The 13,644-nt window shown below is 68.2% G+C and carries 14 protein-coding genes and 1 pseudogene; 10 read left to right on the top strand and 5 right to left on the bottom strand.

The annotated features are described in order from the left end of the window. Positions 1-44: 44 nt before the first annotated feature. The gene (locus tag ACZ45E_RS11490) at positions 45-731 is read right to left on the bottom strand and encodes a response regulator (RefSeq protein ID WP_468219326.1); all 687 of its coding nucleotides are present in this window, start codon (positions 729-731) and stop codon (positions 45-47) included. Between the two features lie 349 nt (positions 732-1,080). On the opposite strand from ACZ45E_RS11490, the gene ACZ45E_RS11485 reads away from it, so the two are divergent. Then, the gene (locus ACZ45E_RS11485; RefSeq protein ID WP_468219324.1) at positions 1,081-1,824 is read left to right on the top strand and encodes a DUF3152 domain-containing protein; all 744 of its coding nucleotides are present in this window, start codon (positions 1,081-1,083) and stop codon (positions 1,822-1,824) included. 266 nt (positions 1,825-2,090) lie between these two features. Beyond that, positions 2,091-2,651: a GNAT family N-acetyltransferase gene (locus tag ACZ45E_RS11480; protein WP_468220041.1), complete on the top strand. Its 561-nt coding sequence runs from the start codon at positions 2,091-2,093 to the stop codon at positions 2,649-2,651. Here ACZ45E_RS11480 and ACZ45E_RS11475 read toward each other — a convergent pair. Together ACZ45E_RS11475 and ACZ45E_RS11470 are read right to left on the bottom strand one after the other, a co-directional pair. Then, positions 2,560-3,390, bottom strand: a complete 831-nt coding sequence (locus tag ACZ45E_RS11475; protein ID WP_468220039.1) for an alpha/beta hydrolase — start codon at positions 3,388-3,390, stop codon at positions 2,560-2,562. The two genes, ACZ45E_RS11480 and ACZ45E_RS11475, sit on opposite strands and share 92 nt — an antisense overlap. A gap of 9 nt (positions 3,391-3,399) precedes the next feature. Continuing rightward, positions 3,400-4,851: an amidase gene (locus ACZ45E_RS11470; RefSeq protein ID WP_468219322.1), complete on the bottom strand. Its 1,452-nt coding sequence runs from the start codon at positions 4,849-4,851 to the stop codon at positions 3,400-3,402. Between the two features lie 124 nt (positions 4,852-4,975). Here ACZ45E_RS11470 and ACZ45E_RS11465 point away from each other — a divergent pair, with 124 nt between their 5' ends. The 6 genes and pseudogenes from ACZ45E_RS11465 (at position 4,976) to ACZ45E_RS11440 (ending at position 9,199) form a co-directional block, all read left to right on the top strand. Beyond that, positions 4,976-5,599, top strand: coding sequence for a TetR/AcrR family transcriptional regulator (locus ACZ45E_RS11465; protein WP_468219320.1), 624 nt, complete (start codon positions 4,976-4,978; stop codon positions 5,597-5,599). Between the two features lie 536 nt (positions 5,600-6,135). Further along, entirely contained in the window at positions 6,136-6,435 is a 300-nt protein-coding gene (locus tag ACZ45E_RS11460) for a hypothetical protein (protein WP_468219317.1), read from the top strand. Between the two features lie 364 nt (positions 6,436-6,799). Continuing rightward, positions 6,800-7,282, top strand: a pseudogene (locus ACZ45E_RS11455) (RICIN domain-containing protein); the annotation flags it as partial. A gap of 61 nt (positions 7,283-7,343) precedes the next feature. Beyond that, positions 7,344-7,697: an SGNH/GDSL hydrolase family protein gene (locus ACZ45E_RS11450; RefSeq protein ID WP_468220069.1), complete on the top strand. Its 354-nt coding sequence runs from the start codon at positions 7,344-7,346 to the stop codon at positions 7,695-7,697. A gap of 610 nt (positions 7,698-8,307) precedes the next feature. Next, positions 8,308-8,814, top strand: a complete 507-nt coding sequence (locus tag ACZ45E_RS11445; protein ID WP_468219315.1) for an SRPBCC family protein — start codon at positions 8,308-8,310, stop codon at positions 8,812-8,814. Between the two features lie 79 nt (positions 8,815-8,893). After that, positions 8,894-9,199: a hypothetical protein gene (locus ACZ45E_RS11440; RefSeq protein WP_468219314.1), complete on the top strand. Its 306-nt coding sequence runs from the start codon at positions 8,894-8,896 to the stop codon at positions 9,197-9,199. A gap of 154 nt (positions 9,200-9,353) precedes the next feature. On the opposite strand, the gene ACZ45E_RS11435 is transcribed toward ACZ45E_RS11440, so the two are convergent. After that, positions 9,354-9,719, bottom strand: coding sequence for an STAS domain-containing protein (locus ACZ45E_RS11435; protein ID WP_468219313.1), 366 nt, complete (start codon positions 9,717-9,719; stop codon positions 9,354-9,356). A gap of 5 nt (positions 9,720-9,724) precedes the next feature. Next, the gene (locus ACZ45E_RS11430; RefSeq protein ID WP_468219310.1) at positions 9,725-11,167 is read right to left on the bottom strand and encodes a PP2C family protein-serine/threonine phosphatase; all 1,443 of its coding nucleotides are present in this window, start codon (positions 11,165-11,167) and stop codon (positions 9,725-9,727) included. 493 nt (positions 11,168-11,660) lie between these two features. On the opposite strand from ACZ45E_RS11430, the gene ACZ45E_RS11425 reads away from it, so the two are divergent. Together ACZ45E_RS11425 and ACZ45E_RS11420 are read left to right on the top strand one after the other, a co-directional pair. Continuing rightward, entirely contained in the window at positions 11,661-12,023 is a 363-nt protein-coding gene (locus ACZ45E_RS11425) for an STAS domain-containing protein (protein WP_468219308.1), read from the top strand. A 546-nt stretch (positions 12,024-12,569) separates the two neighbouring features. Next, positions 12,570-13,553, top strand: coding sequence for a YVTN family beta-propeller repeat protein (locus ACZ45E_RS11420; protein ID WP_468219305.1), 984 nt, complete (start codon positions 12,570-12,572; stop codon positions 13,551-13,553). Positions 13,554-13,644: the final 91 nt, after the last annotated feature.

Raw genomic sequence — 13,644 nt, 5'->3', positions numbered from 1 at the left:
CTCCGTCCGTGCGGAGGTCTGCGTCCGCGCGGAGAATCGGCCGCTCATGAGGTGCCGAAGCGGTAACCGAATCCGCGTACGGTCTGCACATAACGAGGGTCCCTGCCCTCGCCGAGCTTGTTGCGCAGTCGCTTCACGCAGGCGTCCACGAGCCGTATGTCGCCGTGGTAGCTGTGTTCCCAGACCACTTCCAGCAGTTGCTGGCGGCTGAACACCTGGCCGGGGGAGGCCGACAGAGTCAACAGCAGCCGTAGTTCGGAGGGGGCGAGGGCGATGGGTTCACCGCGGTGCGTCACCACGAGGCCGGCTCGGTCGAGGACCAGGTCGCCGTGTCTCTCCACCCGTGGCCGGGTGCCTTCCGGTACCGACGCGTCCTGTCTGCGCAGTACGGCCCGTATCCGTGCGTCGAGTACCCGGGCGCGCACGGGCTTGACCACGTAGTCGTCCGCACCGGCTTCCAGCCCGACGACCACGTCGATGTCGTCCCCCCGGGCAGTCACCATGATGATCGGCACCTGGTCGCTGTCCCTGATGCGGCGGCACACGTCCAGGCCGGAGATCCCGGGCAGCATGAGATCGAGTATGACGACCTCGGGCTGGAAGGGGCGAAGCTGTTCCAGCCCCTCTTCCCCCGTTCCCGCGGCGCGGACCTCGTGCCCCTGATGCTGCAGTCCCAACTGGACGGCCATGCGGACATTTTGGTCGTCTTCGACAATCAGGACCCGTGACATTTCGAAAGTGTAAGCGGGTCGGATGGCGTGACTGTCGCGAGAGGAGCCCCTCTCGGCAGGCCGTTACGCAACGATCACATCAGTCCGAGAGGGGTCGGACGGTCCGGTCTGGGTCGGCGCGGCGGTCACCGGAGAGATCGTGCACCGTTACCTTTTCGAGATGGTCCGGGCTCATGGCGATCATCTGAGTCGACCAGTTTGAGCTGCCATGCACTCGGCACGACAGCGGCAATCCGCACCCCCCGCGGGCAGAACCGCGGACGTTCACCATGAAATCCGTCGGCGCCGGTCCTCCCATCGCCGGGGACGTCCGCACCGACGGGGGCAGAGCCTGCTGGTCGGCACATTGATGGCCGTCGGCCTGCTGGGTACGGCGATGTATCTCCTGTACGGAGGGTGGAGCGACGCATCGAGCGCACCGCGTCCGCGGAGCACGCACGTCACCCGCACTCCCGGCCTGGCTCCCGTACCTACACCCACACCCACACCCACTCCCACCCCGAGCCGGACCGAGATCGATGTCCCCCTGACGGGCAGCGGGACGTTCGTCACCGCACAGGCCGGTGGCGCGACGGTGGGCAGAGGCCCCCACCCGCTGCGCTACGTCGTGGAGGTCGAGACCGGCCTCGATGTCTCGGCGTCCCAGGCGGCGAAGGAGATCGCCGGGATACTTGCCGCTCCGCAGGGCTGGACCCGCGACCCGGACCACGCGTTCCAATTGGTGAGCGCGGGAGCGCCGCACGACCTCACGGTGAAGATCGCGACACCGGGAACGGCGGACTCCCTGTGTTGGGCGGGTATCCAGCAGGACACCGGAGGCGAATACAACTGTGAGGTTCCGGGAGGGGTGGTGGTGAATCTCAAGCGGTGGGTCAAGGGCTCGCCCACCTTCGACGGACCGATCCATGACTATCGGGCGCTGATCATCAACCACGAGATGGGGCACTTTCTCGGCTACTCGCACGTGACCTGCGCGGGCGCCGGACAACTGGCACCCGTGATGATGCAGCAGATCAAGGGCCTTCAGGGATGCGTCGCCAACGCCTGGCCCTACGACAAGAGCGGTGACTTCGTCACCGGGCCGCCCGTATGACCGGTACCAGTGGCCGCTACCGGTGTCGATGCCGGAGCCGGAGCCGGAGCCGGAGCCAGTGCCGGTCTCCACGGCGAGGACTGTTACAGCTCGGTCCTGCGTTCCCCCGCGCCCTCATGACAACCCCCTCTCGATCGGACAGAGGTATGTGACTCGATCCCGCACTGCCCGAAGACCGGCCGTCGCGGTGAGCCTGCTGCCACGGCTCCCTCGGCGGCCTGCAATATTCGGTCGCGGACACAGCCACTTACGGTGAAGATCGCGGCATACATGCCTTTGTGGAAACCGAACGGCTCATACTGCGCCCGTTCACCGACGCCGACACCGACGACCTGTTCGCACTGGACAATGAACCCGACGTCATGCGTTTCATCAACGGTGGGCGGCCGACCAGCCGCGAGTCGATTTGTGCGCAGACCCTGCCGCGGCTCCTTCAGGACTATCCGTGCTTCGGCACCCGTGGCTACTGGGCAGCGGAGGAAAAGTCCACCGGGACCTTCCTGGGCTGGTTCGAGTTCCGACCCCTTGATGACCACAGCCCCGCCGTGGCCGAGCTCGGCTACCGGCTGAACAAGGCCGCCTGGGGCAAGGGCTATGCCACGGAAGGATCCAGAGCCCTGATCAGCAAGGGGTTCACCGACCTCCGCGTGGAACGGGTCACCGCGAACACTATGGCCGTGAACGCGCGATCCCGGCGGGTCATGGAGAAGGCGGGCCTGTCATTCCTCCGGCACTTCACCGGGGACTGGCCAGAGGCCATCGCAGGCTCCGAACACGGTGAAGTCGAGTACGACCTCGTCCGGACCGACTGGGAGCAGCAGCGGTAGCCGTCACCCTAGCCGTTTGCTTCGCGGGGAATGGGTGGTGGCGGGCGGAGAGGTAACAGCGCTCAGACCGTGCCTGCTCCGGTGGGACGGCCGGACGCAGCGGGGCGGGCTCACCGGCCTGGCGGGCATCGGTCTCGGTGATCCTGAGGTGGGTGTCGAACCAGTGGATCGCGACCCTGGAAGAGAATTCGGACTGCTGAATGTAGGACAGAAAATGGTTGCCGTCCGTGAGGACGAGCTTCTTCGGTTCGCGGGCGCGGTTGAAGCCGTCGAGGGCAATGTTGGTGGGGGCGACGTCGTCCTCCTTGGCCACGAGCATCAGCAGGGGGGTGGGGGCGATGCGGGCGATCCACCGACCGGGTTCGTAGGCAGCGCGTACCTCGTGGGGCGGGACGCGGCGCAGTCCGGTCTCGTAGCCGCTGACGGTGGGGGCCTGAGCGTAAACGGTTTTGATGCGGCGGTCGGTGGCGCCGAGGACCAGGGCGTGACCACCGGCGTAGCTGAATCCCCAGATGGCGATACGCTGTTCGTCGATTTCGCCGCGTGTGCCGAGGTAGGTGATCGCCCATCGCCAGTCCGCGATCTGCTGGTAGGGGTCGATGTCCTGGCGAGGTGTGCCGCCGCTGTCGCCGAAATTGCGATGGTCGTGGAGGAGAACCGCGTAGCCGGCCTCGCTGAAGCGGCGGGCTCGGTCCTGGGACCGGCGAGAATCCGTCGATGTCTCTCTGTGGTGTGCCAGGCGCGTTCTTCAGCGGGCTGGGTGGTTCCCCGCCCATACCGTGGGGATTCGGCCTGACCACGGACTTGCCTGTTCGAGTTGTCCGGCGAGGCGGAAGAGGCGGCCTTCGAGGCCATATCCGGCGGCGAACTGCATACCGACCGGGAGCCCTGTCCCGGTGTCGGCCGTCACGGGTACGGACATGGCGGGCGTGCCTGCGACGTTGAACGGCATGGTGAACGGCGACAGGTCGTTGATGCGCTCGATCCAGCCGAGGCCGTCCAGTGTCTCCGCACCCTCCGTATGAGTGCCCAGAGACACGGGAGGCTCCGGCAGGGTTGGCGTGAGGAGGATGTCGTACTCGTCGAAGTACCGCGCCAGGCTTCGGGCCACTCGGTTCCGCATCGCCAGAGCGGTGTGGAACTGCGCGCCGCTGACCCGCTGCCCGTAGTGGTAGCCGGCGAGGGTCGCCGGCTCAAGGGTCGAGGAGTCGATGGGACGGCCGAAGGCGGCGGCCACTCCGTCGACCAGGGTGGCGAGGTTCACCGTCATGAGTCGAGCATTGGCCAGGACGAATTCCTCCCAGTCGGCGCCGAGGCCGACTTCGACCTCCGTCACCTGGTGGCCGAGGAATTCAAGCAACCGCGCGGTGCGGGAGAGGGCGTCGGTCACCGGGGCGGAAGTGCGGCGCCCGCCCCACGCCTGGGTGAGGACACCGATGCGCAACGAGCCCGGCTGACGGGTGACTTCGTCCGCGTACGGCCGTGACGGCTGCTGGGCGAAGTAGGGGTCGCCCGACTCCGGGCCGCGTATCTGGTCGAGCAGTACCGCACTGTCGCGTACGGTGCGGCTGACGCTGCCGTGCACGGCCAAGCCGTTGAAGACCTCGTCGACGTCGGGCCCCATGGACACCCGGCCACGGGTGGGCTTCATCCCGAAGAGGCCGTTGTAGGCGGCGGGGATACGGAGCGATCCGGCGGCGTCGGTGCCATGAGCGACCGGAACCACCCCGGCGGCGACAGCGGCGGCCGCGCCTCCACTGGATCCGCCCGCGCTCCGCTCCAGGTCCCACGGATTGCGGGTCGCGCCGTACAACGCTGATTCCGTCGAGATGCCATAAGCCATCTCCGGTGTCGCCGTGCGCCCGAACGTCACGAGGCCCGCGCGCCGGAAGCGCTGCATCAGTGAGGAGTCGGCGCCGGCGACGTTACCGGCCGCCAGGCGGCTTCCCAGCTCCATCCGCCTTCCTGCCATGGCCACCGCGATGTCCTTGATCAGAAAGGGGACGCCGGCCAGTGGCGTGCTGCCGGGGACAGGTTCGTCGTCGGTGAGCCAGGTCTCCACGACGGCGTTGATCCGCGGATCAACTGCCTGTACGGCCTCGCGCGCGGCCGCCTCCAGCTCGGCGGGGAGTACCTCGCCCTTGGCCACCAGCTCCGCCAGCCCGACCGCGTCGAAGCTCACGTACTCAGAAACTCTCACTGCCACTCCCTGACCACAACGATACCGTCGAGTGCCGAACGATACCGCACGGTATCGAAGGGGTCGGGCTGGTACCGTGAGAGAGGTTGTGAACCACACGATCGACCGGAGTGACGGAGCAGTCATGGCATCGACCCTCAGAAGGCCAAGCAGAGTGGCGAAGCTGCCGCCTCGTGAGCGCATTCTCGACGCGGCCGAAGAGCTCTTCCAGAGGGACGGGATCCGGCAGGTGGGGGTCCAGGCGATCGCCGACAAGGCCGAGACCACCAAAATGGCCATCTACCGGCACTTCGAGACCAAGGACGCCCTGGTCGCGGAGTGGCTGCGGATCGTTGCCGCGGACTATCAGGCGGCCTTCGACCGTGTGGAAACCGAGTACCCCGACCGGCCCGAGGAGCAGATTCTGGGCTTGGCCCGCTTCATCGCCGAGGGGCTGCCGTCGATCTCATACAGGGGCTGCCCGTTCATCAACTCCCTCGCCGAGCTGCCCGACCGCCTTCATCCGGCACGGCAGGTGATCGAGGACCACAAGGCCCACCAGAGCCGCAGGCTGATCGGCATGTGCACCAAGGCCCAGATGTCCGACCCCGGACAGGCCGCGGCCGAGATCACCTTCGTACTCGAAGGAGCGCAGGTCAGCACACAGAACGGAAGCATCGATCAGACGGGAGACCGCCTGATGAGGATCGTCGAGGGAATCGTGGACCGGCACCGCTCCCACCTCGGCGCACACAGGGCGGCTGACTGACCGCCCGCGCCGCCCGCCCGACCGGCCAGTTGCCGCCGGTCCTGCTGACTCCAGCCCAGAGGAAGCGGAGCAGTCCCTTGCGAACCGCTCTGTGGAACTCCCGGAGATCCGTCGCCGGTGTCGATCAATCCGAGTGTCGACTCGAAGCCCGGCACGCTTGTCCGGACACAAGAGGTTTCCATGGCCAAGGGGCGCCTTGTCCTGGCCGCCCCGAAAGACACAATCGGACGGTGCCGACCGCGTAGCGGTGCCATAGGCGTCCTGGGAGGGAGCCGGCGATTGGCATGCTGCCCTCCGGGGCGGCGTCTGACGAGGGGTCGCACCGCGTCCCACGCGCGTCGTCGCCCTACATGGCCCGCAGCCGAAAGGCTGGCAGCTCCGGCGCAGGATGGCCGGGGAGTGGGTGGAGCCCCGCTTTCAGTGGACTGGCCTGTTCCCCGCTTACGGAATCACTGCGGGTGGGAGTTTGCTGACTAGCTGTCAGTGGTGGCTGCAAGGATGGCGGTTCGGCGGGTAAACGCGATGGAAGGGGGCCCGTGGTCTGGATCGATACGTACTGGCGAAAGGACGGCACCAAGGTCAAGGGGCACTCGCGGTGGGCAGCCGGCGCCCGGCGTGAGATGGCGATATTGGTCGGTGCAGGCGTCGTGATCGTGGGCGCCGGAAGCTCGATGGAGACGTCTGGCGCCGACTCGGGCACCGGCAGCGGGAACAAGCCCGCCCCGGCCTCGACGAGCGGCTATCCGGTGCACTTTCCGGGCTGGGAGGAGCCGAAGAAGCCGGAGCCGACCGTGTCCTATCCGATCAAGTTCTCGCCGCGCGGTGGTGAGCGGTGAGCGGGCGGGCGCGTCGGCGGCGTAGGCCTCGTCCGGCGAAGCGCCGGCAACGGCGACAGGCCCAGCTGGTGACCGCGCCCCAGGAGGCGGCGGACCTGTTCTGGCTGTCCGCTACGGCGGTCAACTGACTGGCAGTGCCGTTTCTCCGACCTTGTGGCCCGGGTGGTTGGTTGGACTCGCGGACAGGCGAAGCCCCTGGTAGCAGGGGCTTCGGCCAGGAACCCGTCTCCACCAGCGGTCTCTCAATTGGCCTTTTCGCGCCTGAGTCTGCATCCCTGCAATTCGGTTGACATTCAGGGGTGGAATGTCGGACGTTCAGCGGTGACCTACCGATGCGCCACGGGGCCGGAGAGGTGGCACGCAAATGACTTTCAGAGACCGGGACCCGAAGCCGAGGCGGGAGAGGCACCCGGCGACGCTTGCCGCCGTGGCGGCGCTTCCGGCGGCTCCGCCGGCAGGGCTGGGCGCGACCGGGATCGCACACGCATCCAGGGTGGACGCGGGCTCGTGGTACGAACTGATCAACCGCGACAGCGGAAAGGCCGTCGAGGTCCACAACGCTGCCACCACCGACGGTGCCAAGGTCGTGCAATCCACCGACTCGGGCGGCGCCAACCAGCAGTGGCAACTGGTCCCCGTGAAGCGCGTCTCGGAGCAGGTGCACACCGCAGGGCGGGTCAAAGACCTGGGGGAGACGCTGCAGTTCAGCTGGCCCGGGGTGTACTTCGAGGGCCGCTTCCGTGGGACCGGCCTCGGGTTGGTATTCGACTGTGCGGCCGCCGACTACGACGTCCAGGTCGACGGGGCCACCGTCGCCACCCTGGTCACACCCGGCGACACCACGCACTGGATCAACGGCCTGCGGGACGGCGAGCACACGGTCCGGGTCGTCAAACGCAACGACACTGGTGGTCAACCTCGGTGCCAACGACTTCTCCGACCTCACCCCCGGCGAACCGTGGACGCCAGACAGCCTCGCGGCCGCTTTCCGCACCGCCTACGGCGAGTTCCTCCGCGAACTGCGGACGCGCTACGGTGCCGGCACCATCCTCGTGGCCGTCGGCTTCGACGGCAACGCCGAGCATGTGCGGCAGGTGGTCCAGGCGCGCAACGACGACGGCGACAGCGGGGTCCACTACTGGTTCCTCGACCAGTCGGGCCTGGACTTCCTCGGATGCGACCGGCACACCTCGGCTCACGACGACCGGGTGATCGCCGACCGGCTTGCCCCGTTCCTCGGCAACCTGCCGACGGGGTGGTGAGGGACATGCCGCCCCGGTGAACCGGGCCCGGGACTGCTGCCACCGCCGTCACCTCCGGCACCAGGTAGTCGAGCGCGGAGTGCCAGTGGCGCCGGTTGTAGCAGGCCGGCCGACGCTACGGATCCAGTCGTGTCTGAGCCGAGCCGGCAGCGACGTGGTGATGTACGTGGTGATGTCGGCGCACCCTCTGGAGTTCAACGCCGTGGCGGTGAAGTCGCGCGGCACCAGGACCGGTGCGGGCTGGACCGTCTTGCGACATGCGCAGCTGCCCGGCGCAGGAGCTCGCGCTCCAGCTGCCACCCCTCTGTGCCTTCAACAGCCGTCGGTTCTCGGCCCGCGGTCGGCCCAGTTCCTCGGCCGGACTGGGCGCGGAGTCGCGCGGCGGCACGGGCGCAGACCGGTCGGCGTCCCTGCGAACCCACGTCCGCAGCCAGAGGCGGAGCCGTAACCCAGGGCGTGCTACGCGGACCGTTGACTGGCCTGTGGCCTGTGGCCTGGATCGGGCGGCTGGTGGCCCGGCACCGACTGCTCTGTAGCTCCGGCTTCGTGCGATGCTCTCTACTCTCTACTCTCTAGTAACCAAGCCTTTTCGGCCGGAAGGAGGCTTCCAGTGAGCCGGGTATTCACCGTGAGCAGGAGCATCGAGGTCGGGGTGCCTCCCCAGGTCGCCTACCAGGCGGTGAGCCACCCCGAGGACATGGGCCGCTGGAGCCCGGAGAACTGCGGCACGGCCGGTGAGAGACCGGCGGGACCCGCGGTGCACGGCACCTCGTTCGTCGGGCGCAACAAGCGGGGACGGTTCCGCTGGGTCACCCGGTGCACCGTCACCGCGGCCGAACCGGACAGCCGCTTCGCCTTCCGCGTCCACGCGATCGGTGCCCGTCGGCCCCGGCTGCGCGGTCCGATCGCCTCGTGGGAGTACCGCTTCGAACCGACCGAGCACGGCACCCGCGTGACGGAGACCTGGACTGACGACCGCCGCGGCTGGCCCGACCTCGTCGCGCACGCCTTCGACCGGATCGTCACCTCGGGCCGAACGTACGCGGACTTCCAGACCCGGAACATCGACAAGACGCTCCAGAACCTCAAGCGTGAACTGGAGAGCGCCGCCGCCTGACCCGGCAGCGTGACCGAGTCGGGGCTCCGGGGTTAGACAGGCGAAGTCCTGTCGTCGTCGAAGCAGGGAGCACTCCCAGATGCGCGTCCGCACCGCCACCGGCACTGCCACCGCCGCCATCCTCTTGGCTCTGGCCGGGCCCGCCGCCTGGTCCGCCCCGGCCTTGGCCGCAGACCCCGGGCCGGGGGCGGGCACGATCATCTTGTCGAACGATGCGCATGACAGCCTCGTCCGCGCCGATGAGGACGAACGGGAACTGATCCTGACGGACCCCTCGTATCGCGAAGCATGGCTCTACTGCCTGCGCTCCACGCAACCCAGCCACGTGGAGCGCAACGGATGGGGCCCGGGGTACGTGTGTATCCCGGACGGCGCGGTGCAGTGACGGACACCGCACGCGGTGAGGGGCAGGCAACTGCGGCCACGCGCCCCGCCAGACCACGTGTACGACTTCACCGCGGGTCTTGGCGGGTATGCCCGGGACGAGGTCGCGGGTCCGCGAAATGCTCGACCTGCGCGACGCGGTGTTCGGGGAGTTGTTACCCGTCTGCGCAGGTGGGCTGAGTGCCGGTCACGTCGGCGGCGGTGGCGTGGACCGGCAGGAACGAGTCGACGCCGGTCATGCTGAGCATACGGATCAGGCGGTCAGGGACGGCGGCGAGGCTGAGCGAGCCGCCCGCTCCCTGGGCCGCGTGCCAGATGCCGATGATCGCGCTGAGGCCGGCGGAGTCGCAGAAGCCGACCTGTGCCAGGTCCAGAGCGAGGAGCGGGTGTCCTTGTTCGATGATTTCCAGGGCCCCGGAGCGCAGGGCGTCCGCGGTGTGGATGTCCATGTCTCCGACGATCGTGGCGATGGCGAGGCCGGGGCGGGGGGAGTGAACAGTCAGGTGAAATGTGTCGGTCACGTCGGTCACCGCTCCAGGCCGAGGTGTCCGGGTGCGGCGGTGGTGTGGGCGGTGGCGGCGACGCCGGTCTCTGGCGCTGTGGCGTCAGGTATGGACAGGGCCAGCAGGGCCACGTCGTCGCCGACTCCATCGGGCAGTGAGGCCAGCAACGTGATGGTTTCTTCGACGAGGGAGGGGGCGGTCACGGGACCGGTGAGCCGGTGGAGGAAGCCGGTCAGGCCGTCCTCGCCGAGCATGGCGCCTTGCGGAGTGTGGGCTTCGGTCAGCCCGTCGGTGTAGAGGAACAGACCCTCCCCGGGAGCCAGGGAGAAGGTGGTCTGAGCGAAGGCTGCCTGAGGGAAAGCTCCGATGAGCATGCCCCCCTTGGGGCGTACCGACTTGACCCATACCGCGCCGCTGTCGTCAGGGCGCACGTGGTAGGCGGGCGGGTGGCCGCCGGTGGCCACGGTGATGCTGAAGCCACCGGTCTCCAGGGGTGTCAGGAGGCCGAAAAGGGCGGTGCAGAAGCGGCTTCCGGGGTTGACGTCGGTGAGCAGGACGGTGTTGAGCGTGCTCAGGACGGTGACCGGTTCCGGGTCGATCTGGGCCGCGGCGCGCAAGGTGTGGCGGGCCAGAGCGGTGACGGTCGCCGCCTCGGGGCCCTTGCCGCACACGTCACCGAGGAAGAACGCCCACCGGCTGCCGTCGACGGGGAACACGTCGTAGAAGTCACCGCCCACATCGTGTACGGAGGCGGTGTGATAGTGGCAGGCCAGCTCCAGGCCGGGCACCACGGGAAGAGCCGGGGGCAGCAAGGTTCGCTGGAGAGTGGAGGCGAACGCGGCGATGGCGGTCTTGTCCTTCTCCGCCTGTTCCCGTGCCTCCCGTTCTGCCTCCCGCCGCTTCTGCTCGTTGCGTAGCGCGCGCAGTGCCGACAGCCGCAGCTCCATCTCGTCCAGCACGATCGCCGCGAGGTCGGCCAGTGTGGCGGTGTCGTCCTCGCTGATGGAGCGCGGCTTGGTGTCGAGGACGTTGACCGTGCCCAGTCGGTGTCCGTCGGAGGTGGTGATCGGTGCGGCGGCGTAGAAGCGCACCCCCATCTCTCCGGCGACCAGTGGATTGTTTGCCGCCGTGGGATCACGGAGGGTGTCGGGGATGACCAGCGCGTCGTCGCGCAGGATCGCTGAGCCGCAGAGGCCCGGATCGCGGCCGATCTCCTTGACGCCCTCCAGGCCGTGGGCGGCCTTGAACCAGATGCGGTCATTGTCCACGATCGTGATGGTGGCCACGGGGACATCGAAGAGGCGGGCGGCCATCGCCGCCACTCGGTCGAACGCGCCGTCGGGCGGTGTGTCGAGGATGTCGTAGCGGCGTACTGCAGCCATACGGGCCGCTTCCACGCCCGGATCCGGGACCAGCTCGGGGCGCCGCCCGGGCACCGGGGCTGCCGCCGCAGCGTGCTGGGTCATCGGCTTTCCTCTCCGTCGCGGGGCCGCGGCGTGCGGCACGAACCGACGCAGCCTAGATCGAGTGCATGTCCGAACGCCAATGCCGCAGTCATGCCGGATTCGGTCGGTCTCGGGAGGGCGGAGCGGCCGTGACCGGCGAACCAGTGACCGAACTCAGGAGTGCTTCGGTTGTCGCGCCCGAGCAGTGTCCCGGTCCGCCCCTCCATCGTCGTACGCCGATGTGGTCGAGCGGTACCTGAGCGGTGTGGGTATCGCGGAGCCCTCCACGCGGATCTATCGGATGTCGCTGATGACACAGGCAGGGATGCTTCGACGCAGCGGCCCGGCGGCCGCAGCAACCGCGTCCGTGCCGCCGTACACAGCGCCAGGCGCCCGTTGCGCGAGGCCGGGCTCGACCACACCCCGGTTGCCTGGCATGTACGCGCTATCACCCATGCGTAGGATGCTGAGGGCCGTGCCTCAACAGGAGGCTGTTGTCGTCGCAGAGGAAACCGTGCCCAAGACCAGCGACAGTGCCGGAGCCGAGCGGCTGACCGTCACCGTCACCAGCCACGGCAGTGCGCATGTGATCACGGTGTGCGGAGAGATCGACCACGAGACCGGTGGCCGCCTGCGCGAGACGCTGCTGACCCGAGCGGCGGGGCCGAGCCCGCGCCTCGTCGTGGACATGAGCGCCGTGCCCTTCATGGACTCCGCCGGCCTGAACGTCCTGCTGGCCGCCTACCGCAAGGCCACCGACGGTGGTGGCTGGCTACGCCTGGCCGGGACCGAGGCCGGCGTGCTGCGTGTGCTGCAGATCGTGGGTGTGGACACCATCCTCGACCTGTTCCCCACCGTGCCGGCCGCCCTCGCCTGAATGCCACTGCAGGGGCACAGGGCCCCAGCGCTGCCATGGTGACCGGCCGTCACCTCAAGCGACTCGTCGGCCGCGGCATCCTGTCCGAGGCCGAGCCTGGTCTGTCCAGTCCACCCCGGGCGTGACAGAACGCGGCGGCTGTGGCAGTCGCGCGACATCGAAGTGGGAACACCCACCCAACCCGGACACATCACCCGCCTGTTCGGCAGTGGCGGTGCCTACTTCAACGGCGGCCCGGACGGCCCTAACACAGAGTTCATGAGTGCAGGTGTGTCATCCCGCTGCCGGCCCCGCTCATATGACTCCGGCAGTATGCGTAATGGTCGACTTGTCGCAATCGCTGCCATCGAACGGACGAATTCAACTCTCGGCCGTGCAGGACGTGCCTATCGAGCGGTTGACCAGGCAGTCCGTTACGGATTCCCACACACCAGCCGCAAAGGTACATTTATGCCGAGATTCTCAGGGTTCGGCCGTCCGCTGGGCGCTGGGCAGCCTGCCGCTCTGGGCTGTCGCCGCTATCCCGTTCGTCTGACGCTCAGTTGCATGCTCGCTGTGCTGGCGTGCACATCCGCCGCGGCGTCCCCCGGGCAGACGCCGTTGCCCCGTCCGGTACCGAAGGGCGCCCAGGTCCCCGAAGAATTTCCGATGCGCATCGTCGCGTACGTGGCCAACAGCGGTTCTGGCAACGTCTCTTCCTTCGATGTCCGCTTCGAAAGACCCGTCGTCACCATCGGTGTGGGCAAAGGGCCGACCGGTGTGGGCGCGGCCCCTGTCGGCTCACACGTATATGTGGCGAACGGCCGGTCGAACACGGTCTCTTTCATCGAGACCACCAGTAACAAAGTCATCGCGACCGTACCGGTCGGCGCCTCACCCTACTCGGCCTTCGCGAGCCGCGATGGACGCCGGGTTTTCGCGGCGAATTGGGGCAGTGACAATGTCTCGGTCATCGATACCGCGAGTCGTAAGGTCATCGCGACGCCTCCGGTCGGTGCTCTCCCGCACAGTGTCGCCACGCTGCCCGACGGCACGGCGTTCGTCACCGACACCGGCAGCAACGATGTGACGGTCCTGTCCAAGGGGAACGCACCCGTGGCCCGGATTCCCGTCGGCGCTTTCCCCAGCGGCGTCTGTGCCACCGCGAAGGGGGACAGGGTCTTCGTCGCCAACACAGGTGCCGGCAGCATCTCGGTCATCGACCCCGCCGCCCGCAAAGTGACGGCGACGTGGCCGGTCGGCAAAGCGCCCTTGAGCCTTGGTGTCAGCCCCGACGGACGGCGGCTGTACGCCGCGGACTCCGGAGCCGACGTGCTCCTCATCATCGACACCGGCACCGGCCGCGTCCTGTCCAGGGTGCCTGTGGGCAGGACGCCCCAGGGCCTGGCCGTCAGTCCGGGCGGCAGCCGGGTCTGGGTCACCAACGAGGGGTCCGACACCGTTTCGGTGATCGACCCGTCGCTCCCGAAGGTGCGAGCCACGCTGCGCACCGGGCACGAACCGGAGGGCATCGCCATCAGCCCCAGGTGAGAGCCAGGGGATGCCGATGAGGCGGCCTTGTCGGCCTCCTTCCCCGCGCACCTTGCATTCGGTGGAACGAGCGGCCGCTGCGGTTTCGTTC

Source organism: Streptomyces sp. NPDC030991 (genome assembly GCF_055571235.1).
This window is presented reverse-complemented; position numbering and strand designations above follow the sequence as displayed.

Coding starts and splice junctions, on each gene's coding strand:
- ACZ45E_RS11485 (WP_468219324.1), top strand. CDS start 1,081: ATGGCCGTCGGCCTGCTGGGTACGGCGATGTATCTCCTGTACGGAGGG.
- ACZ45E_RS11490 (WP_468219326.1), bottom strand. CDS start 731: ATGTCACGGGTCCTGATTGTCGAAGACGACCAAAATGTCCGCATGGCC.
- ACZ45E_RS11440 (WP_468219314.1), top strand. CDS start 8,894: ATGCGCGTCCGCACCGCCACCGGCACTGCCACCGCCGCCATCCTCTTG.
- ACZ45E_RS11420 (WP_468219305.1), top strand. CDS start 12,570: ATGCTCGCTGTGCTGGCGTGCACATCCGCCGCGGCGTCCCCCGGGCAG.
- ACZ45E_RS11465 (WP_468219320.1), top strand. CDS start 4,976: ATGGCATCGACCCTCAGAAGGCCAAGCAGAGTGGCGAAGCTGCCGCCT.
- ACZ45E_RS11430 (WP_468219310.1), bottom strand. CDS start 11,167: ATGACCCAGCACGCTGCGGCGGCAGCCCCGGTGCCCGGGCGGCGCCCC.